The organism is Pseudomonas fontis, from assembly GCF_028656955.1.
Lineage (GTDB): Bacteria > Pseudomonadota > Gammaproteobacteria > Pseudomonadales > Pseudomonadaceae > Aquipseudomonas > Aquipseudomonas fontis.
This window is the reverse complement of record NZ_JAMDGY010000060.1, coordinates 17,182-36,161: the sequence shown is the minus strand read 5'-3', so window position 1 is coordinate 36,161 and position 18,980 is coordinate 17,182. Positions and strand designations below refer to the sequence as shown.

At 60.5% G+C, this 18,980-nt stretch carries 19 protein-coding genes and 1 tRNA gene; 1 reads left to right on the top strand and 19 read right to left on the bottom strand.

The window, feature by feature from the left end:
* Positions 1-64 precede the first annotated feature (64 nt).
* Together M5G11_RS18980 and M5G11_RS18975 are read right to left on the bottom strand one after the other, a co-directional pair.
* Positions 65-1,135, bottom strand: coding sequence for an AI-2E family transporter (locus tag M5G11_RS18980; RefSeq protein WP_273912184.1), 1,071 nt, complete (start codon positions 1,133-1,135; stop codon positions 65-67).
* A 27-nt stretch (positions 1,136-1,162) separates the two neighbouring features.
* Positions 1,163-1,402 carry a sulfurtransferase TusA family protein gene (locus M5G11_RS18975; RefSeq protein WP_273912183.1) on the bottom strand — a complete coding sequence of 80 codons (240 nt, stop codon included), beginning with the start codon at positions 1,400-1,402 and terminating at the stop codon, positions 1,163-1,165.
* A 129-nt stretch (positions 1,403-1,531) separates the two neighbouring features.
* Here M5G11_RS18975 and M5G11_RS18970 point away from each other — a divergent pair, with 129 nt between their 5' ends.
* Complete coding sequence (locus tag M5G11_RS18970; protein WP_273912182.1) at positions 1,532-2,965, top strand: M48 family metalloprotease; 1,434 nt, start codon at positions 1,532-1,534, stop codon at positions 2,963-2,965.
* A 94-nt stretch (positions 2,966-3,059) separates the two neighbouring features.
* Here M5G11_RS18970 and nadA read toward each other — a convergent pair whose 3' ends face one another.
* The 17 genes from nadA to ruvA form a co-directional block, all read right to left on the bottom strand.
* Positions 3,060-4,118: a quinolinate synthase NadA gene (gene nadA, locus M5G11_RS18965; protein ID WP_273912181.1), complete on the bottom strand. Its 1,059-nt coding sequence runs from the start codon at positions 4,116-4,118 to the stop codon at positions 3,060-3,062.
* Positions 4,119-4,345: 227 nt separating this feature from the next.
* Positions 4,346-5,836, bottom strand: a complete 1,491-nt coding sequence (locus M5G11_RS18960; protein WP_273912180.1) for a YdgA family protein — start codon at positions 5,834-5,836, stop codon at positions 4,346-4,348.
* Between the two features lie 62 nt (positions 5,837-5,898).
* Positions 5,899-6,768 (bottom strand): isocitrate lyase/PEP mutase family protein, encoded by an 870-nt coding sequence (locus tag M5G11_RS18955; protein WP_273912179.1) that lies wholly within the window; start codon positions 6,766-6,768, stop codon positions 5,899-5,901.
* A 136-nt stretch (positions 6,769-6,904) separates the two neighbouring features.
* Positions 6,905-7,705 (bottom strand): FecR family protein, encoded by an 801-nt coding sequence (locus M5G11_RS18950; RefSeq protein ID WP_273912178.1) that lies wholly within the window; start codon positions 7,703-7,705, stop codon positions 6,905-6,907.
* Positions 7,706-7,855: 150 nt separating this feature from the next.
* On the bottom strand, positions 7,856-9,673 hold the full coding sequence (locus tag M5G11_RS18945; protein WP_273912177.1) for an ABC transporter ATP-binding protein/permease: 1,818 nt from the start codon (positions 9,671-9,673) through the stop codon (positions 7,856-7,858).
* A 463-nt stretch (positions 9,674-10,136) separates the two neighbouring features.
* Positions 10,137-10,212: transfer RNA gene (locus M5G11_RS18940), tRNA-Lys, on the bottom strand.
* Between the two features lie 65 nt (positions 10,213-10,277).
* Complete coding sequence (queC, locus tag M5G11_RS18935; RefSeq protein WP_273912175.1) at positions 10,278-10,952, bottom strand: 7-cyano-7-deazaguanine synthase QueC; 675 nt, start codon at positions 10,950-10,952, stop codon at positions 10,278-10,280.
* 15 nt (positions 10,953-10,967) lie between these two features.
* The gene (gene queE, locus M5G11_RS18930) at positions 10,968-11,615 is read right to left on the bottom strand and encodes a 7-carboxy-7-deazaguanine synthase QueE (protein WP_273912174.1); all 648 of its coding nucleotides are present in this window, start codon (positions 11,613-11,615) and stop codon (positions 10,968-10,970) included.
* Between the two features lie 164 nt (positions 11,616-11,779).
* A complete protein-coding gene (gene ybgF / locus M5G11_RS18925; RefSeq protein ID WP_273912173.1) occupies positions 11,780-12,613 on the bottom strand; it encodes a tol-pal system protein YbgF in 834 nt (277 codons plus the stop codon).
* A 6-nt stretch (positions 12,614-12,619) separates the two neighbouring features.
* Positions 12,620-13,117 (bottom strand): peptidoglycan-associated lipoprotein Pal, encoded by a 498-nt coding sequence (gene pal / locus M5G11_RS18920; protein WP_042121796.1) that lies wholly within the window; start codon positions 13,115-13,117, stop codon positions 12,620-12,622.
* Between the two features lie 52 nt (positions 13,118-13,169).
* On the bottom strand, positions 13,170-14,420 hold the full coding sequence (tolB, locus tag M5G11_RS18915) for a Tol-Pal system beta propeller repeat protein TolB (RefSeq protein ID WP_273912172.1): 1,251 nt from the start codon (positions 14,418-14,420) through the stop codon (positions 13,170-13,172).
* 47 nt (positions 14,421-14,467) lie between these two features.
* Entirely contained in the window at positions 14,468-15,556 is a 1,089-nt protein-coding gene (tolA, locus tag M5G11_RS18910) for a cell envelope integrity protein TolA (protein ID WP_273912185.1), read from the bottom strand.
* Positions 15,553-16,005, bottom strand: coding sequence for a protein TolR (gene tolR / locus M5G11_RS18905; RefSeq protein ID WP_028943072.1), 453 nt, complete (start codon positions 16,003-16,005; stop codon positions 15,553-15,555). Before tolR ends, tolA begins: the two co-directional genes overlap by 4 nt.
* 14 nt (positions 16,006-16,019) lie before the next feature.
* A complete protein-coding gene (gene tolQ / locus M5G11_RS18900; protein WP_273912170.1) occupies positions 16,020-16,715 on the bottom strand; it encodes a protein TolQ in 696 nt (231 codons plus the stop codon).
* A gap of 2 nt (positions 16,716-16,717) precedes the next feature.
* A complete protein-coding gene (gene ybgC, locus M5G11_RS18895) occupies positions 16,718-17,173 on the bottom strand; it encodes a tol-pal system-associated acyl-CoA thioesterase (protein ID WP_273912169.1) in 456 nt (151 codons plus the stop codon).
* Positions 17,174-17,299: 126 nt separating this feature from the next.
* Positions 17,300-18,355: a Holliday junction branch migration DNA helicase RuvB gene (ruvB, locus tag M5G11_RS18890; RefSeq protein ID WP_273912168.1), complete on the bottom strand. Its 1,056-nt coding sequence runs from the start codon at positions 18,353-18,355 to the stop codon at positions 17,300-17,302.
* Positions 18,356-18,964 (bottom strand): Holliday junction branch migration protein RuvA, encoded by a 609-nt coding sequence (gene ruvA, locus M5G11_RS18885; protein WP_273912167.1) that lies wholly within the window; start codon positions 18,962-18,964, stop codon positions 18,356-18,358.
* Positions 18,965-18,980: the final 16 nt, after the last annotated feature.

Below are 18,980 nucleotides of genomic sequence, written 5' to 3'. Positions count from 1 at the left end.
GCAGGCGCCGCCTTGGGGAGCCCTACGGACTCCAGCGCAGCCTGACGGCAGCGGCTACAACACCCTACAGCAGCGGCGCGACCATCGGCTCACGCCGTGGCCAGGCATCCAGCACCGCCTTGAACAGCGTCGCCAGCGGAATGGCGAAGAAGATCCCCCAGAAGCCCCACAGCCCGCCAAACAGCAGCACCGCGCAAATGATCGCCACCGGGTGCAGGCTCACCGCCTCCGAGAACAACAGCGGCACCAGCACGTTGCCATCCAGCGCCTGGATGATCGCGTACACCGCCATCAGGTAGATGAACTGGTCGCCCCAACCCCACTGGAACAACGCAATCAAGGTGACTGGCACCGTGACCACCACCGCCCCCACATACGGCACCACCACCGACAAGCCCACCAGCAGCGCCAGCAAGGCCGCGTAGTTCAGCCCCAGCCAGGCGAAGGCGATATAGGTAGCCACACCACAAATCAGGATCTCGATGCCCTTGCCACGGATGTAGTTGGCGATCTGCCGGTTCATCTCTTCCGCCACCCGGGTCATCAGCGCGCGCTCCCGCGGCAGGTAGCCACCCGCCCAGCGCGCGATCTGCTCGCGATCCTTGAGGAAGAAGAACACCAGGATCGGCACCAGCACCAGGTAGATCATGATGTTGACCAGCAACGGCAGGCTCGACAGGGAGAAACTCAACGCCCACTGGCCAAACTTGCCGATCTCGCCGCGCATGGCCTCGATCGCCTGCAGCACCTGCTCATCGGACACCAGGTGCGGGTAACGCTCCGGCAACAGCAGCAGCAATGACTGCCACTTGCCCAGCATCCCCGGCAGCTCGTTGAACAAGGTGATTACCTGGTGCCACAGCAGCGGCACCAGCACCAGCAGAAACACCCCCAGCGCCCCGAGGAACAAGGTGAACACCAAGGCAACCGCGACCTTGCTCGGCACCCGCCAGCGCTCCAGCGCGTTGACCAGCCCCTGCATCAGGAACGCCAGGACCATGCCGGCCAATACCGGCGCGAGCATGCCGCCCAGCGTGAGTATCGCGGTAAACCCCAGTATCAGCAGGACCGCCAGCACCACTGCCTCCTCATCCGAGAAGTAGCGGTGCATCCAGTTGCGCAGCACTTTGAACATCAACGATCCTTAAAACGCGAAAATAGCTCAGGCTTTCTTCAGCCAGTAGGTGTACACCCCGGCTTCGACTTTTTCAGCAAGCAGCGTGTGACCTGCCAATTTGGCAAAAGTGCGGAAATCCCGCTGCGATCCACCATCAGTGGCAATCACCTTGAGCACCGCGCCACTGGCCAGACGATTCAGTTCCAGCTTTGCCTTGAGCAACGGCAGCGGACAGTTCAGGCCACTGGCATCCAGCTCGGCATCACAGGATTGATCTTCGGACATCAGGTTTCTCCAGACGGGCATGCACCCGGTTGACCAGGGGAGGCGAAAAAGGGCTCGTAGAATACCGCCACTGGTCGCCAACGTGTGAGCCGGCTACAGTAAGGTTCTTTGTCGACCAGAGCTTCGTGCATGAATTTACTGCGCCCTACCCTGCTGACGCTGGCCTGTCTGATGGCTCTCCCGAGCCAGGCCGACGACCTGCCGTCACTCGGCGACGCCAGTTCTGCCATTGTTTCGCCGCAACAGGAGCACCAATTGGGCCGTGCATGGCTCAGCTTGTTGCGCGGCAATGTCAATCAACTGAACGATCCCCAGCTCAAGGATTATGTCGAAACCAGCGTCTACCGCCTCGCTGAAACCAGCCAGTTGCAGGACCGGCGCCTGGAATTCATCCTGATCGACAGCCGCGAACTCAACGCCTTTGCCGCGCCCGGCGGGATTGTCGGGGTCAACGGCGGCCTGTTCCTCAATGCCCAGACCGAAGGCGAGTACGTTTCGGTACTCGCGCACGAACTGGCGCACTTGTCGCAACGCCACTTCGCCCGTGGCGTCGAGGCCCAGCAGCGCATGCAGATGCCGATGATGGCCGCCCTGCTGGTCGGCATCGTGGCCGCCGCCGCAGGCGCCGGGGATGCCGGTATCGCGGCGATTGCCGGCAGCCAGGCCGCCGCCATCCAGTCGCAGCGCACGTTCTCCCGGCAGAATGAGCAGGAAGCTGACCGCATCGGCATTCTCAACCTGGAAAAGGCCGGCTACGACCCTCGTACCATGCCCAGCATGTTCGAACGTCTGTCGCGCCAGTACCGCTTCGACGCCAAACCACCAGAATTCCTCCTGACCCACCCGGTTACCGAGTCGCGTATCGCCGACACCCGTAACCGTGCCGAACAGGCGCCACCCGGCGGCACCGAGGACAGCCTGCGCTACCAGCTGGTGCGGGCCCGCGTGCAGTTGATCTACGAAGGCACACCTGGCCTTGCCGCCAAACGCTTCCGGGCGCAGCTGGACGAAACACCTAACCTGGATGCCGCCCGCTACGGACTGGCCCTGGCACAGATCAAGGGCGGGCAGTTGAACGAAGCGCGAGAGAACCTCAAGCCGTTGCTGGCCAAGGCGCCGAACGACATTACCTACAACCTGGCGCAGATCGACCTGGATATCACCAACAACCGTTTGGCCGATGCCCAGCAGCGAGTCACCAAGATGCGCGCGCTGTACCCGGCCAACTACCCGCTGCAACAGGCCAATGCCGACCTGCTGCTCAAGCAGAATCGCCCGGTGGAGGCGCAAAAAGCACTGGAAGCCTTGCTCAAGTCGCGCTCGGACGATCCGGATGTCTGGTACGAAGTGGCCGAAGCACGCGGCTTGGCGGGCGATACCATTGGCCTGCACCAGGCACGGGCGGAGTATTTTGCGCTGGTCGGTGATTACGATCAGGCCGTGCAGCAGCTTGATTACGCCAAGCGCCGGGCGGGCAACAACTTCCAGCTGGCGTCCAAGCTCGATGCGCGCCAGCGCGACATCCTCGAACAGCAGCGGATGGTCAAGGACATGATGCGCTGATTGGCGCCAGCCCTATCGCCGGCAAGGCCGGCTCCCACAAGCCCCCGTCAAGGCAGGAATACCGTGGGAGCCGGCCTTGCCGGCGATTTGGCCCTCAAGCGTTACCGGACAACTTCATCCGCGCCGCGTGGGTGAAGTCCAGCATGCGCTGCAACGGCTTGATCGCCTGGGGAATCAGCGCCGGCTCGACGAAGATCTCGTTGGTCCCCTCACGCAGGCACTGCAAGGTGCGCTCCAGCGTGTTCATCGCCATCCACGGGCAATGTGCGCAACTGCGGCACGCCGCGCCGTTACCGGCCGTTGGCGCCTCCACGAACACCTTGTCCGGGCACAGCTGCTGCATCTTGTAGAAGATGCCGCGGTCGGTCGCAACGATGAAGGTCTTGTTCGGCAAGGTTTGCGCTGCAGCAATCAGCTGGCTGGTGGAACCCACCGCGTCAGCCAGGTCGATCACCGCTTCCGGCGACTCGGGATGCACCAGAATGGCCGCGTCCGGGTACAGCGCTTTCATGTCCTCCAACTGACGCGACTTGAACTCTTCGTGGACGATGCATGCACCGTCCCACAAAAGCATGTCGGCACCGGTTTGCTTCTGGATGTAACGCCCCAGGTGCTGATCCGGCCCCCAGATGATGGTCTCGCCGTTGTCCATCAGGCTTTCGACGATTTCCAGCGCGCAGCTGGAGGTTACCACCCAGTCGGCGCGCGCTTTGACCGCTGCCGAGGTATTGGCATACACCACCACGGTACGTTCCGGGTGCTTGTCGCAGAACGCCGAGAACTCTTCCACCGGGCAGCCCAGGTCGAGCGAGCAGGTCGCTTCGAGGGTCGGCATCAGGATGCGTTTTTCGGGGGTGAGGATTTTTGCGGTTTCGCCCATGAAGCGTACGCCCGCCACCAGCACGGTCTTCGCCGAGTGCTCGCGGCCGAAGCGGGCCATCTCCAGCGAGTCGGACACGCAACCACCGGTTTCCTCGGCCAGGGCCTGGACCACCGGATCGCAATAGTAGTGAGCGACAAGTACCGCATCCTGCGCCTTGAGTTCGGCGGCGATGGCGGCACGGTATTGCGCCTCTTGCTCAAGCGTCAACGGCTTGGGCTGCTTGGCGTCCAGATGGGCTTGAACCAGAAGGCGTTCGGAAATCTGCGTCATGTTCGCAAGACCTGCAGGCGCGTTCGCGCGTAAGTCGAGTGTATCACCAGGCTATGGCAATTCGGATAGCGGCTCGGCCTTTGCGGCGCAAGCCCAAGACCCGCTGAAATACCGGGTTCTATTGGTTGTCGAAGGCTACAGATAATTGGATGAATTCTAAAGATTTTTTTGCCCGTAAAGGGCGGCAGGCGACGCAGGGCGCGTCGTCTGCCGAGTGTGCCAGGCGCTTAACGCGGGCCTTGCAATGCACCGAAGTTGCTCATGAGCAGCGCGGCAAACTGCTCGACCGTCATGTTTTTCCCGTTCAGGTTCACCTGGCCATTGGCGTAATGCAGGTTGCTGACAATGGCGTCGTCCTTGATTGTCGCCAACTGGGTGTACATGGCCATCTGCGCGACCATTTCGCCCGCCCGGGATGCCTGTTCAATCTGCTGGACGTCCTCGCCCTGCACCTTGGCCTGCAACGCCGCCAGATCACCGATCATCGGCTTGGACAGCGACAGATCGCTCTGCACCTGCTCAATCATCTGCCGGGACACCTGCTCCAGCGGAAGGTCGAGCGATGCCGGCTGGGCCAGGTCCACTGTCAGCTTGAAGCGGCTTTCACCGTTGGCGGTCTTGAACGAGACATCGTCCAGCGCCAGCTGCGGCTTGCCCGCCAACACGGCGAGAATACGCTGCTGGAAGTCTGCGCGCTGCGCCTCGGTCAATGCCTGGGACGGCGACACACCGGCGGCCGTTGCCTGCTCGAAGGCTGGCAGGTTGTTGGCGTAGAACTCCATCAAGGCTTGTACCGCAGGCACATCCAGGCGCCGTGCGCTCCAGGCAACCTGGGCACTGCCAACCGGCTTGCCGTCATAACTGATGTCGGCGACCTTGTAGACTTGCTTGACCGCCAACTGGCTACCCTCGATCTGGTAGTCGTTGCGCTGCTCCATGCCCTTGAACGCCAGCTCAGCCTGACGATCACCATAAGTGAAGGCGCTGTCGGCCAACAGCAGATCAACCTGGCCGACGTAGAAACCGAACGGCGTAAGCTTCAAATTGGCCGCCAGCTCCAGGCCCTGCAGCGCAATCTTGACCGGTGGACGATCCGGCGTCACCAGCGTCATGGCCAGGCTACCCAAGTCCCCTGCCAGCTTTACCGTCTCGCCCTTGGCACCACCACTGATATCCAGCGTGACCCCGGAGAGCTTGACGCTCGACCCTTCAGCCTGGGTAATGTCCAGCGGCATCAGGCGCAACTGGCCATCCACCGAACGGTCATACCCCAGGCTCATGTGCCCTTGCAGCGGCGCCACGTCGTTGCTTGCGGCAAACCAGCCGGCGGTGCCGGCATCTTTTTCCAGGGCATAGTTGCTGGAGGCCATGACCGGCATCAGCTTGAACGCCTTCAGCCGTGACCACGGCAACGGGCCATGCTCGATGCGGTCAACGAAGGTCAGCTCGAAACTGACACGCTCCTCACCCAGTTGCAGGTTCTCGACCTTCAGGTGATAGCGAGCGGTGCTGCTGTACAGGTGGCGCTCCAGCGACAGCAGTTCGATCTGCGCGCTGCCCCCGGCACCGGCAATGCTCTGCGCCAATTGCTGGTTCGATTGCGCAATCGACTGATCGAGCACCGCCGGCAGTTGCTGGCCGGTGTACCAGGCGCCTGCCGTGCAAATCGCCGCCACTGCCAGGGCCAGGCCTGAAAGCGCGCCCACTGTTTTCTTCATGAAATGATCCGTTGTCTGTCCGTTGTTTTTAAGGGGAATGTCGCTTTCAGACCCTGCAGGCCTTACTCGTTTACGTCCATGAACTTGCTGGCCCAGTCGATGTAGTCGCCTGGCAGCGTGTAGGTATGGGTCAGCTCGGTGGCGCTCAGGTCCGAAGCGCTGCTGGTGATGCGACGCTGTTCGCGCAGGCTGTCGTAGGTCGCCTTGATCGCGGCGAAGTAGGCGCCATGACCATCCACAGCAATCCGCACACCCAGCTCGGCCAATCGCTTGTCGTCATGCAACTGCGGGTTGCCATAGGTCACCAGCATCAGCGGGATCGTCACATGCCTGGCAACCTGCTCCAGGTGCTCGAAATCCCGAATGCCGACGATGCATACGCCGTCGGCGCCAGCGTTCTGATAGGCGACGGCACGGGCAATCACTTCTTCCACCGGGATCACCGCCGCGTTGGTCCGGGCGATGATGCACAGCTCCGGATCGACACGGGCTTCCAGGGCCGCACGGACTTTGCCGACACCTTCGCCAATGCTGATCAGGTCGGTGGATTTACGGCCGAACTGGGCCGGCAGCAACGTGTCTTCGATGGTCAGCGCTGCAACACCTGCGCGTTCCAGTTCAGTCACCGTGCGCATGACATTCAAAGCGTTGCCATAGCCGTGGTCGGCATCGGCGATCACCGGCAATTGGGCCACGCGACCGATACGGGTAGCCTGCTCAGCGAATTCGCTGAGGGTGATCAGGGCAAAGTCCGGAGCTGCCAGTACCTGTAACGATGCAACCGAACCCCCGAGGATACCGACTTCAAAACCCAGGTCTGCGGCAATACGCGCAGACATGGGGTCGAACACGGAAGCCGTGTGGTAGCAGACAGGGGAAGCGAGGAGCGTGCGAAAGGCACGGCGCAAATCTTGGTGGGAGGCTCTAGACATGATCATTCCAGTATTTTCGTCTTCAATTCTGGAGGGGAACATATCACTCCGATACGGGGTTCTGACAGCGCCAGGCCCGGCCCGTGAAGAAATTTTCATGGCGCCAGCCCGGCATCCGACGAAAGCGCCCCAACGATCAGGCGGCGCTCAAACGGGTCCAGAGCCCGAGCACACTATGCAACTTGAGGCCATGGGCATGGGCTAGAGAGCCAAGGGTGGCGTTGATGTCTTCCAGCTGGAAGTGGCCACTGATGGGCAACTGGGCAAGCTGCGGATCACAACTCAGCCGGCCATGGCGATAGCGCCCCAGCTCCGCCAACACCCGCTCCAGCGGCATATCCCGCGCAACCAGCACGCCGTCGCGCCAAGCCGTAGCATCGACCTGGGCAGCAACCCCCTCCAGCAGCCAGACACGCAACGGCTGCAACATCCAGCATTCACCGGCCTGCGCCGTCGCCTCATCGGGAACGACTTGGGGAAACATCTGCACCGTCCCCCGCAGGACGCTCAGGCGGATGCCGTCAGCGTCCAGTCGTGCCGAAAACTGGGCCGCCATGGCTTCCAGCAAACCAGCGTCGGTACGTACCCGCAACATCGTGCGAAGCCCGCTAGGTGCATGCCCGGTCAAATGCACACTGATCTCGCCGCGCAGCAGCTCGATGGTCTGCGCGCCACGTTCGTCATACAAACGAACTGCACTGTCGGTGTTCAGGTCAAGGGAACTGCCATCAGCAAGCGTCAAGCGTCGACGCTCGCCAACCTCCGTCGCGTGATCCGCCACCACGCGCTGCCAGGGCGTTGCCTGCTCAAGCCCCCAGGCAGCAGCCCCAACGCCGGCAAACAGGGTGAGTAGCTTGACCAACTGTCGGCGCTGCAGCCAACCAGGGTGATCAGTGAACAGACGCTCGAAAGCGTCAGGGCTGGAGTCTGTAGACATAGAGGCACCGAAAGCGCACAAACGTTAATGATAAGTAAAATCATTATCATCATTTCGGGTGCCGGAGGGAAGCAAATGGCTATCACCGCTTGATGAACGGTGATAGCCATCGATGAGACAGGTAGACCAGGGCCCCTTCCGAAGGGGCATCTATGGACTGATATCCAAGGCAGGATGTTGCTCAAACAACGTCCACGCCCCTTTTCCATCCACCTCAAGGCGATGGGTATGAAAGTTCATCAGGGTGCTGCGATGCCCGATGCTGACCAGCATGGTGTCGATCATCTCGTTGCGCAGTAGCGAGTACAGCGCGTGCTCCAGGCCTTCGTCCATGGCCGAGGTGGATTCATCGAGGAAGACGATTTGCGGCCGATTGAACAGCACCCTGGCAAAGGCCAGGCGCTGCTGTTCACCAATGGAGAGGATGCGCGACCAATCCGTATTGAGGTCAAGACGCCCCGCCAGGTGGGCCAAATTGACCTTGTTCAGTACTTCCACTAATCGGGGTTCATCGTCAGGCCCACTGGTGGAGGGATAGGCAATGGCGACACGCAGATCACCCAGCGGCATGTACGGGCGCTGCGAGAGAAACAGCGCCTGGGCCCCACCCGGACGTTTGACCTGCCCCTGCGCATAAGGCCAGAGGCCTGCCAGGGCCCGCAGCAGCGTGGTCTTGCCACTCCCCGACGGCCCTTTGATCAACAGCGCCTGCCCTGGCCTCAAGCTGAGGTTGAGGTCGCTGATCAGCGTGTGCCCATCAGGGCGCAATACCTGCATGCGCTCGATATCGAGGATATTGGCCTGATCCTGGGTGTCGACCCGCGGGAGATCGCTGGCCTGCTGGTTGGCATTGATGAACCCGGCCAGACGGTCGAGGGTGGCGCGATACTGGGCAAAGGTGTCGTACGAGGAACGGAAGAACGACAGCGAATCCTGCACCTGGCCGAAGGCCTGGGAGGTCTGCATGACATCGCCCAGCTTGATCGCGCCGCTGAAGAAGCGCGGCGCCTGAAGAATGAACGGGAACACCACGGCAGTCTGGCTGACCGCCAGGTTGAAGCCGTCAAACTTGAGGCTCCGATAGACCAGCGACCAGACGTTATCAATCAGCGCGAAGAAGCGCCCGAGCAAGGTTTGCCGCTCGATCGCCGAACCACGGTAGAAGGCGATGTTCTCGGCGTACTCACGCAACCGCACCAAGGCATAACGGAAGTTCGCCGTGAGTTTTTCGTTGAGGAAGTTCAGGCGGATCAGCGGCCGACCAAGGCGAAAGGCAATCAAGGTCGCAACAATCACATACAGGTAGACGGCGAAGACCATCGCCCGGGGGATCTCCTCTCCCCACACCTGCAGCGGCGCCGAGAGCCCCCAGAGGATCGCCGTGAAGGCCACCAACGAGACCAGTGCGCTGACCGCACCGAGCGCGAGCGAAACCGACCCCGTGACGAAGGTGTTTACATCCAGTTCGATACGCTGGTCCGGGTTGTCCACCGGTTCACTGAGAAACTGCCCGCGGTAATAGGCATCGCCTGCCATCCAGTCATCGGTCATCTGCTGGTTCAGCCACACCCGCCAGCGGATGGTGAACGCCTGGGTCACGTAGTAGGTGAACAGGGAGCGAAAGATATGAATCGTCGCCAGGATGGCGAACACCCCGAGCAGGAACCAGAAGGCCTTCTGATCAAGCCCCTGGAGCGCGCTGTAGAAGCCGTTGTACCAGAACGAGAACAAGACGTTCATGCGCACCGAGAACAACGTGAGTACCAGCAACAGGCTGAATGCCAACAAGGGCCGCCAACTGCGCCTTGGCGCAAAGTACGCCCCCGCCACCAGCCAGAACTGCCTGCCCCAATGGGTAAACCGCACGATCAGCAGGGCGGTGACGACAAAGGACACAATGGTGATGAACGAAGCGACGGCGAGCCAGCTCAGGCTCTCTTGCAGGGCCTGATGCCAATCCATGTCCATGGTGATCCTCCAGCGGCTGGCGAAAACTGCATTGGCGGGAAGTCTTTTGTGCCATCGCCACTGGATACCCCCGCCTACAGCCCAGCTGACCTAGCAACAGAGAGACACCATGAATGTATAGCCTGTCCCACGAGGACCGCCCCTACAATGTGCCCACTGCGTCAACACTGCGCAATGCAACTCCTACAACAACGCAAGGCCGCCAAGGCCGCAGGATTCAAGCTTGTGGAAATGGCGCCCTTGATTAGCGCAACCAAGCTCGGCCCTTGCCTTGTCGATGCAGTAGCCAAACTGTGCCCCCTGGGGCAGAGTCAAGCGAGCAATGGATTCAGGTTGTGGTCGAATTCATTGCGACCACGCAACAGCGAATGAACTGAACACGAAGTACCAGGCAGGTACGTGCAGAATGTGGAAAACGAAAAAGCCCGCCCCTTTTCAGGGGCGGGCTTTTTCTTACCGCATATGGTGGGTCGTGTGGGATTCGAACCTACGACCAATTGGTTAAAAGCCAACTGCTCTACCAACTGAGCTAACGACCCGCTGTGTTGATGGGGCGTATAATACTGATTTCTAACAGGAAATCAACACCCCACAACAAAATAATTTAAAAATAACGCGTTGGATCCGCTACATCGGCCGATTTGAAGCCATCGGCACGCAGGCGGCAGCTGTCGCACTTGCCACACGCGCGGCCTTCATCGTCCGCCTGATAGCAGGAGACGGTCAGGCTGTAGTCCACCCCATGAGTCATGCCGGCCTGCACGATCTGCGCCTTGCTCAGGTTTTGCAGCGGCGCCTGGATACGGAAGCCCTGCCCTTCTACCCCGGCCTTGGTCGCCAGGTTGGCCATGCGCTCGAACGCCTCGACGAACTCCGGGCGGCAATCCGGGTAGCCGGAATAATCCACGGCATTCACGCCAATGAAGATGTCCCGCGCCTGCAGCACTTCCGCCCAGCCCAGCGCGAGTGAGAGGAACACGGTATTGCGCGCCGGCACATAGGTCACCGGGATGCCTTCGCTCGGTGCTTCCGGCACATCGATGCTGCTGTCGGTCAGCGCAGAACCACCAATCCCGTTCAGGTTCAGGCCAATCACCTTGTGTTCGACCACGCCCAGGTCGCGCGCGACCCGTGCAGCGGCATCAAGCTCGGCACGGTGGCGCTGGCCATAATCAAAACTCATGGTGTAGCAGCTGTAACCTTCAGCCTTGGCCATGGCAACCACCGTGGCCGAATCCAGGCCACCAGACAACAGAATTACCGCACGTTTCTCAGTCATTGCATTGCTCTCCTGTCAGCGTCCCGGCTCGTCGTTCCACAGCAGCTTGTGCAGCTGCATCTGGAAACGAACCGGCAAATTATCGGCGACGATCCAGTCGGCCAGGTCGGTAGCGCTCACCTGATGGTGGCTTGGCGAGAACAGTACATCACCCGCACGCTTTTCCAGACCGTACTGGATCAGCTTGGACACCGCCCAGTCATAGTCTTCACGCGAACAGATGACGAACTTGACCTGATCGTTGGGCGTCAGCAGCTCGATGTTCTCGTAACGGTTGCGGTGCATTTCCTCCGAGCCCGGGGTCTTGAGGTCGACCACCCGGCTGACCCGCTCGTCCACCCTGGAAATATCCAGCGCACCACTGGTCTCCAGCGAGACATCGTAGCCGGCGTCGCAGAGCTGTTTCATCAAGGGAATGGCATTGGGCTGGGCCAGTGGCTCACCACCAGTGACACAGACGTAGCGCGGCTTGAAGCCGGCGACCTGCTCAAGGATCGAATCGAGGGTACGCACCGTGCCGCCACTGAAGGCGTAGGCGCTGTCGCAGTACTGGCAGCGCAATGGGCAGCCGGTCAGGCGGACAAATACCGTGGGCAGCCCAGCGGTACGCGTTTCACCCTGCAACGAGTAAAAAACTTCGGTAATGCGTAATGTGTCTTGCATAGTCGCCACGGGCGTAACAGCTAAACAGGCTGTCCGCCTCCGTCAGGCACCGCTGCGAACCCGGCATCGCGTCATTCGCAGCAGCGTAGTCAAATAAAGGGCGCAGATTCTAACGAAAAAACCCGCGACAAGCGCGGGTTTCTTTAAAAACATTGACTCAGTGGTCAGAGACGCTGCAGATCACGCTGGGCCAATTGCGCCGCAGAAGTGCCCGGATATTGGGTCACGACTTGCTGCAGTATACCCTTCACCCGGTCAGTATGCCCCAGGCGACGCTCAACGTCGGCCAGCTTGTACAGCGAGTCTGGCACCTTGTTGTGCTTGGGATACAGCTGGCTGACCTTGGCAAACGCCTGGCCGGCTGCTTGCAGGTCACCCTTGGCCAGGTTTACTTCACCCAGCCAGTACTGCGCGTTGCCAGCGTACTGGCTGTTCGGGTACTTGCGCAGGAAGGCGTTGAACGCCTGGCTGGCCTTGTCGAAATCCTTGGCTTTGATCAGGTCGAAGGCAGCATCGTAATAGAGCTTCTCTTTGGCCGGATCACCAGGTTCGCTGCTGGCTGCAGGGGGTTGTGCTGCGGCAGCGCCAGTGGCGGCACCTGCAGCTGCGCCGGCGGCATTGACATCACCACCCGCGGAGGAATTTTGTGGAGCCGGGGCAGATGTGCCACCCGTTCCAATACGCCGATCCAGGTCCTGGTAACGCTCCAGGCTCTCCTGTTTCATGCGGGAAACATCGTTTTGCAACTCTTCGATGATTCCTTGTTGGCGAGCTATCTGCTCCTGCATCTGCTGCAGTTGCATGAACAGCTGACCCTGTGCCGAGGCAGGGGCCGTAACCCCTCCCCCGGCATAGGCGCCGTTCGTACCGTAACCCGCAGGCGGATAACTGCTTGCGCCGTTATAGCCAGCGTTGTCATCAACAACAGGAACCTCAGCCCATGCCATGAGAGGCAGGGTGAGAGCCAGGACGGTTACAGCACGACGGCACGTTCGCATATCGAATTACTTACGCAGTTCGACGCGACGGTTTTGAGCCCAGGACTGCTCGTCGTTACCGGTAGCAACTGGACGCTCTTCGCCGTAGGAAACCAGTTCCAGTTGGGCTGGGGAAACGCCTTGCAGTACCAGGTAGCGCTGAACGGCTTTAGCACGACGCTCGCCCAGTGCCATGTTGTATTCGCGAGTACCACGCTCGTCGGTGTTACCTTCCAGGACGACGCGAGCGCCGTTGCCTTTCAGGTCCTTGGCATGAACGTCCAGAGCGCGCATGGCTTCTGGCTTCAGGTCCGAGCTGTCGTATTCGAAGTAGAAGGTGGTGATTGCGCGCAGAGCAGCTTCTTCGCTCAGGCTGCCATCAACAGCGCCAGTGTTAGCACCGTAGCCAGCGTTAGGATCAACAGCGCCTTCACCAGCGTTGTCGCCGCCTTTCGAGGAGCAACCTACAGCTACAGCCATGGCCAGAGCCAGCGCAGCAAACTTACCAAACTTCAGCATTTCCATCGTGAAACTCCTAATGAACCCCAGTGTGTTAAGTACAACGTAAAGCGCCGCGTCAGTTCAGGTAAGGGGACCAGGACGGTTCTCTGACTTCGCCTTGAGCGGTAGGAAGTGGGAGCCTCACGCGTCCGTTAAGGGACACGAGCATCAAGACTCCCCGGCCCTGCTGGCGGGTGGCGTAGATTAGCATGGTGCCGTTGGGCGCAACAGTGGGAGACTCATCAAGACTTGTCTCTGTAAGAATTTTTACACTGCCACGCTGCAAATCCTGAGCCGCCACCTTGAAATTGGTGAAGCCTTGCTGACGGTGGATCATGACCAGGGTCTTTTCATCCGCCGACAGCTTAGGGTTGGCGTTGTAGTTGCCCACAAACGTCACACGCTCGGCGCCACCGCCGGAAACATTGGTTTTGTAGATCTGTGGCTTGCCACCGCGGTCGGAGGTGAAGTAGATGGTCGAACCATCTTTACCCCAGAACGGCTCGGTGTTGATGCCTGGGCCGGCGGTTACACGCTGTAACTGACGCGACGCCATGTTCATCACGTAGATGTCCGGGTTACCGTCCTTGGACAGCACGAATGCCAGGCGCGAACCATCTGGCGACCAGGCTGGCGCACCGTTCAGGCCTTCAAAGTTAGTGATCTGCTCACGGCGACCAGTATCAATGTGTTGCACAAAGATACGAGGACGCTTCTGCTCGAACGAAACGTAGGCAATGCGCTTGCCGTCCGGAGCAAAGCGTGGCGACAGGATCGGCTCACGCGACTGCAACAGCGTCACTGCCCGCGCACCGTCGTAGTCCGAACGCTGCAGGGTGTAACGGGTGTTGTTGGTCGAGAAGCGCTCGGCCGTCACGTACAGCATGCGGGTGGAGAACGCACCCTTGATGCCGGTGAGCTTTTCGAACGACTGGTCGGCAATGTAGTGCGACATGTCGCGCAGTTGGTCGACCGAGCCCGAGACGCTGCCGGTCAGCACTTGCTGCTCGGTGGCGACGTTGAACAGGGCGTACTGCACCTGCAGGCGACCGCCGGACGGGACGATGCTGCCAACCATCACGTACTGGGCGCCCAGGGCTTTCCAGTCACGGAAGATCACTTCGCTGGCCTGGGAAGGCTGGCCGATCATGTTCTGCCGCGGGATCGGCGAGTAGTAGCCGGAGTTGCGCAGGTCATTGCCGATGATGTCGGCCATGTCTTCGGGCAACACGCTGCCGCCCTGCAAGCCGAACGGCACGACTGCGATCGGGGTAGCCCGATCACTGCCGCTGGTGACCAGAATGTTCTTTTCTTCTGCCACGGCCATCCCTGCTGCGCAGCAGAGAACGACAAGCAGTCCTCTAAGAAGGTTAATCACAAGGCTAGATCCTCAGGTGTGAATGTCATCTTGAATGAACGATAGGGATTGAATTCGCTCGGTTTCAAGCCCTGCATTTCAGTTAAACGGCCGATGTTCTTGACCGCTGCCACTGCGGAGCTGTCGAACGGACCATCGCCACTGGAGCGGGCTACGCTCACCGAGGTAATGGTGCCATCAGGCAACATGCCAATCTGCAGGACCACCGTCATGTTCTTGCGCGCAGAAGGTGGACGCGCCCAGCCTTCGGCTGCACGTGCGCGAATCAGGTCGTCGAAGCTACCGGCCACCTGGTCACCCTGCTCGTCCGCCAGTGCCTGCTGCCGCTCAGTGGTGTCGGACAACAGCTCGGCCAGGGCCTGGGCTTTCTTGTCTTCCGCCGACTTGCGTGCTGCTTCCACGGCCTTTTTCTTCGCCGCATCAGCTGCAGCTTTTTTCTTGGCTTCTTCAGCAGCCTTTTTCTTCGCCTCATCGGCGGCGGCTGCCTTCTTCGCGTCCTCGGCGGCCTTTTTCTTGGCATCCTCGGCTGCTTTTTTCTTCGCGTCGTCGCTCGCCTGCTTCTTGGCCTCTTCCTCAGCCTGTTTCTTGGCTTCGTCTTCGGCTTTCTTCTTCGCGATATCGGCGAGCTTTTTCTCTTCGACCTTCTTCGCCTCGTCGGCTTTCTTCGCCGCGTCAGCTTTCTTGGCCTCGTCGGCCTTCTTCGCTTCTTCGGACTTCTTCGCCTCGGCGGTCTCGCGAGCCTCTTCGGCTTTTTGAGCGGCCTCTTCTTTCTTTTGTTCCGCAGCCTTCACCGCTTCCTGCTTCTGCTGCTCGACCTTCTTCTGTTCCATCTGTTCGACTTCGGTCTGGCGCGAAGCGGTTTTCTTCGCTTCACCAGCAATCTTCTGATTGGTCTGGGTGGTCGCCTGACTTTTCGATTTCAGCTGATACAGGGTCGCCTGGACAATAGGCTTGGCCGGCGGCAGCTCCGGGGTCATGGCAAAGCTGACGAAGAGCATGCCAAACACCAGAACGTGCAGCACGATGGCCCAGACGCTGGGCCAGAAATAGCTTTCCGAGGCGGATGGCTCTCGCTGTTGCATCAGGGCGCCTCGGTAATCAGGCCAACGTTACCGACACCGGCCTTCTGCAACCCGCCCATGGCGCCCATGACCGCGCCGTAGTCGACGGACTTGTCGCCACGGATGAAGACCTGGGTCTGTTTGCCCTGGTCGCGGCCGGCAGCGATGATTTTGGTCACCGCGTCGGTCATTTGCGGCAAGGTCATTGCCTTGTCCATCTGCTTTTCGGTGTCGACTTCGCTGCCAAGGTTCCAGAAGTAGGTCTTGTCAGCCTTGATCGAAATGGTCAGGACCTGAACGTTGTTGTCCTGCGGCAAGGCTTCGCTGGAAACCTTGGGCAGGTCGACCTTCACACCCTGGTTGAGCATCGGTGCGGTCACCATGAAGATGACCAGCAGTACCAACATCACGTCGATGTAGGGCACTACGTTCATCTCGGCAACCGGCTTGCGTTTGTGTCGAACTCGAGCCATGGGCTTTTACCTGATCACTCTTCGCTGGTGTGCACTTTACGGTGCAGGATGGCCTGGAATTCGTCGGCGAACGTGTAGTAACGACCGATCAGCGTTTCACTGCGGGCAGCGAAGCGGTTATAGGCGATAACGGCAGGGATCGCCGCGAACAGGCCGATCGCGGTGGCGATCAGTGCTTCGGCAATACCCGGGGCCACAGTGGCCAGGGTCGCCTGCTGCGCCGAGGCCAGGCCGCGGAAGGAGTTCATGATCCCCCAGACGGTACCGAACAGACCGATGTACGGGCTGGTGGAACCGACGGTTGCCAGGAATGGCAGGCTTTGCTCAAGCTTCTCTTCCTCACGGGAGATGGCAACGCGCATCGCACGCCCGACACCTTCCATGACTGCGTCAGGATCGACGCCTGGCTGCTGACGCAGACGGGAGAACTCCTTGAAACCTGCGCGGAACACTTGTTCCACACCCGAATCCGGGTCTGGGTTGCTGCCGGCCTGACGGTACAGCTTGGACAGGTCGATACCCGACCAGAAGCGCTCTTCAAAGCCCTCTAGCGCACGACGACCGGCGCGCAGCATGGTACTGCGCTGAAAAATCATGATCCATGAGGTCACCGATGCGGCCACCAGAACCAGCATTACCAGCTGCACCACGATGCTGGCATTGCTGACCAGGCTCCACATGGAGGTATGGTCGACGACGTTAGCTTCCACGCTTAATCTCCTGCTTTTGATTGTGTACCCGGACCGCCCGCCTCGACAAAAGCCGTTCGCAGCTCAGGGGGGATGGCTCGGGGTTTGAAAGTATCGGCGCGCACACAGGCCACCAGGAACTGCCCTTCGCAGAGCAGCGTTTCGTCACGCTCGCGCCAGACCTGTTGCACAAAGCGCAGGCTGGCCCGATTCAATTCAAGCACGTGTGCGGTCACCCGCAATTCATCGTCCAGCCGTGCCGGCGCGTGATAGCGCGCCTCGGCCGAATGCACCACGAACAGGGTGTTTTGCTCCGCCATTGCCGACTGGGCAAAGCCCAGCTCGCGTAACCGCTCAGTGCGGGCACGCTCCATGAATTTCAGATAATTGACGTAATACACCACGCCGCCCGCATCGGTGTCCTCGTAATAGACGCGACAACGATGTGCGAACGGCTCAACCCCATTTTGCGCGCGCATACTCTAGTGCTAACTCCTCGGCTTGCCAATCCGCCACGACCACTGTTTTTTACCGGATTATGTCGTATTGCCAGCGCAGCCCTTCCATGCCCGCCGATAGGACCACAAAAACGCCGGATAAATCTGTCATTCATCGGCCTGGCCGGAAAAAACCTCCGTGCCAGACAGGTCGCCCATGCGGTTGGGAATATTCAGGCCAAAATGCAGGTACGCATGCCGGGTGACCACCCGACCGCGCGGCGTGCGCATGATGTAGCCCTGCTGGATCAGGTAAGGCTCAAGCACGTCCTCGATGGTATGACGCTCTTCACTGATGGCCGCCGCCAGGCTGTCGACCCCGACCGGGCCGCCATCGAACTTCTCGATCATGGTCAGCAGCAGCCGTCTGTCCTGATGGTCAAAGCCACGCTCGTCGACATCCAGCAGGTTCAGCGCCAGGTCGGCAACCGCCTTGGTGATATGCCCCTTGCCACGCACTTGCGCGTAGTCGCGCACGCGCCGCAACAAGCGGTTGGCGATTCGCGGGGTACCGCGGGCACGCCGGGCGATCTCGTAGGCACCCTCATCTTCGATCGGCAGGCCGAGAATCCCGGCAGAGCGGCTGACAATGGTCGCCAAATCCGCCGTGTTGTAGAACTCCAGGCGCTGGACGATACCGAAGCGGTCGCGCAGCGGGTTGGTCAGCATGCCGGCACGGGTCGTCGCCCCGACCAGGGTGAACGGCGGCAGGTCGAGCTTGATCGAGCGCGCAGCGGGGCCTTCACCGATCATGATGTCCAGCTGGAAGTCTTCCATGGCCGGATAGAGCACTTCTTCAACCACCGGTGAGAGGCGGTGAATCTCGTCGATAAACAGCACATCGTGCGGCTCGAGATTGGTCAGCATGGCCGCCAGGTCACCCGGACGCTCAAGGATCGGCCCCGAGGTGCTCTTGATCGACACGCCCATTTCCTGGGCAATGATGTTGGCCAGGGTGGTCTTGCCCAGCCCCGGCGGGCCGAAGATCAGGGTATGGTCCAGCGACTCGCTACGCCCGCGTGCGGCGCGGATGAACAGGTCCATCTGCTCGCGCACCACGGGCTGACCAATGTATTCGGCCAGGCTCAGCGGGCGAATGGCCCGGTCCTGGACTTCTTCTCGGTCGCGGCCGCTGGCAGCTATCAGTCGGTCTGCTTCGATCACTTAGTTCATCCCCTTGAGGCTGCGGCGGATCAGCTCTTCACTGCTCAGGCCCTTGGCATCGACGGCAGCCACCGCCTTGCTGGCTTCCTGTGGCTTGTAGCCCAGCGAAATCAGCGCGCTGACCGCATCGGCCTCGGCACTGGAAACGCTTGGCAGCGGCAACGGCCCATTCGGCACCAGGGCAAACATGGCCGGCGAGGTTTCCCACGCCTTGAAGCGGTCCTTGAGCTCGACCAGCAAGCGCTCTGCGGTTTTCTTGCCAACACCCGGCACCTTGACCAGCGCTGAGGTGTCCTGGGCTTGAACACAGCGTACCAGCTCATCCACCTCCAGGCCCGACATCAGCGCCAGCGCCAGCTTCGGGCCCACGCCGTTGAGCCGGATCAGCTCGCGAAACAGCTCGCGCTCGCGTTTCTCATAAAAGCCATACAGCAGGTGCGCGTCTTCGCGCACCACCAGATGGGTATGCAAGGTCACGGCTTCGCCGATTTTCGGCAGGCGGTACAGCGTGGTCATCGGCACTTCCAGCTCATAGCCGAGGCCGTTGACATCGATCAGCAGGTGCGGCGGCTGCTTCTCAGCCAGGGTACCGCGCAAACGTCCAATCACGTTCAGGTCCTTTCTC

Bases quoted from the DNA above. Each gene is read 5' to 3' on its own strand.
- M5G11_RS18950 (WP_273912178.1), bottom strand. From the start codon at position 7,705: ATGTCTACAGACTCCAGCCCTGACGCTTTCGAGCGTCTGTTCACTGAT.
- queC (WP_273912175.1), bottom strand. From the start codon at position 10,952: ATGACTGAGAAACGTGCGGTAATTCTGTTGTCTGGTGGCCTGGATTCG.
- ybgF (WP_273912173.1), bottom strand. From the start codon at position 12,613: ATGCGAACGTGCCGTCGTGCTGTAACCGTCCTGGCTCTCACCCTGCCT.
- tolR (WP_028943072.1), bottom strand. From the start codon at position 16,005: ATGGCTCGAGTTCGACACAAACGCAAGCCGGTTGCCGAGATGAACGTA.
- pal (WP_042121796.1), bottom strand. From the start codon at position 13,117: ATGGAAATGCTGAAGTTTGGTAAGTTTGCTGCGCTGGCTCTGGCCATG.
- M5G11_RS18945 (WP_273912177.1), bottom strand. From the start codon at position 9,673: ATGGACATGGATTGGCATCAGGCCCTGCAAGAGAGCCTGAGCTGGCTC.
- nadA (WP_273912181.1), bottom strand. From the start codon at position 4,118: ATGACGCAGATTTCCGAACGCCTTCTGGTTCAAGCCCATCTGGACGCC.
- M5G11_RS18955 (WP_273912179.1), bottom strand. From the start codon at position 6,768: ATGTCTAGAGCCTCCCACCAAGATTTGCGCCGTGCCTTTCGCACGCTC.
- ybgC (WP_273912169.1), bottom strand. From the start codon at position 17,173: ATGCGCGCGCAAAATGGGGTTGAGCCGTTCGCACATCGTTGTCGCGTC.
- M5G11_RS18980 (WP_273912184.1), bottom strand. From the start codon at position 1,135: ATGTTCAAAGTGCTGCGCAACTGGATGCACCGCTACTTCTCGGATGAG.
- tolB (WP_273912172.1), bottom strand. From the start codon at position 14,420: ATGGCCGTGGCAGAAGAAAAGAACATTCTGGTCACCAGCGGCAGTGAT.
- M5G11_RS18970 (WP_273912182.1), top strand. From the start codon at position 1,532: ATGAATTTACTGCGCCCTACCCTGCTGACGCTGGCCTGTCTGATGGCT.
- M5G11_RS18960 (WP_273912180.1), bottom strand. From the start codon at position 5,836: ATGAAGAAAACAGTGGGCGCGCTTTCAGGCCTGGCCCTGGCAGTGGCG.
- queE (WP_273912174.1), bottom strand. From the start codon at position 11,615: ATGCAAGACACATTACGCATTACCGAAGTTTTTTACTCGTTGCAGGGT.
- M5G11_RS18975 (WP_273912183.1), bottom strand. From the start codon at position 1,402: ATGTCCGAAGATCAATCCTGTGATGCCGAGCTGGATGCCAGTGGCCTG.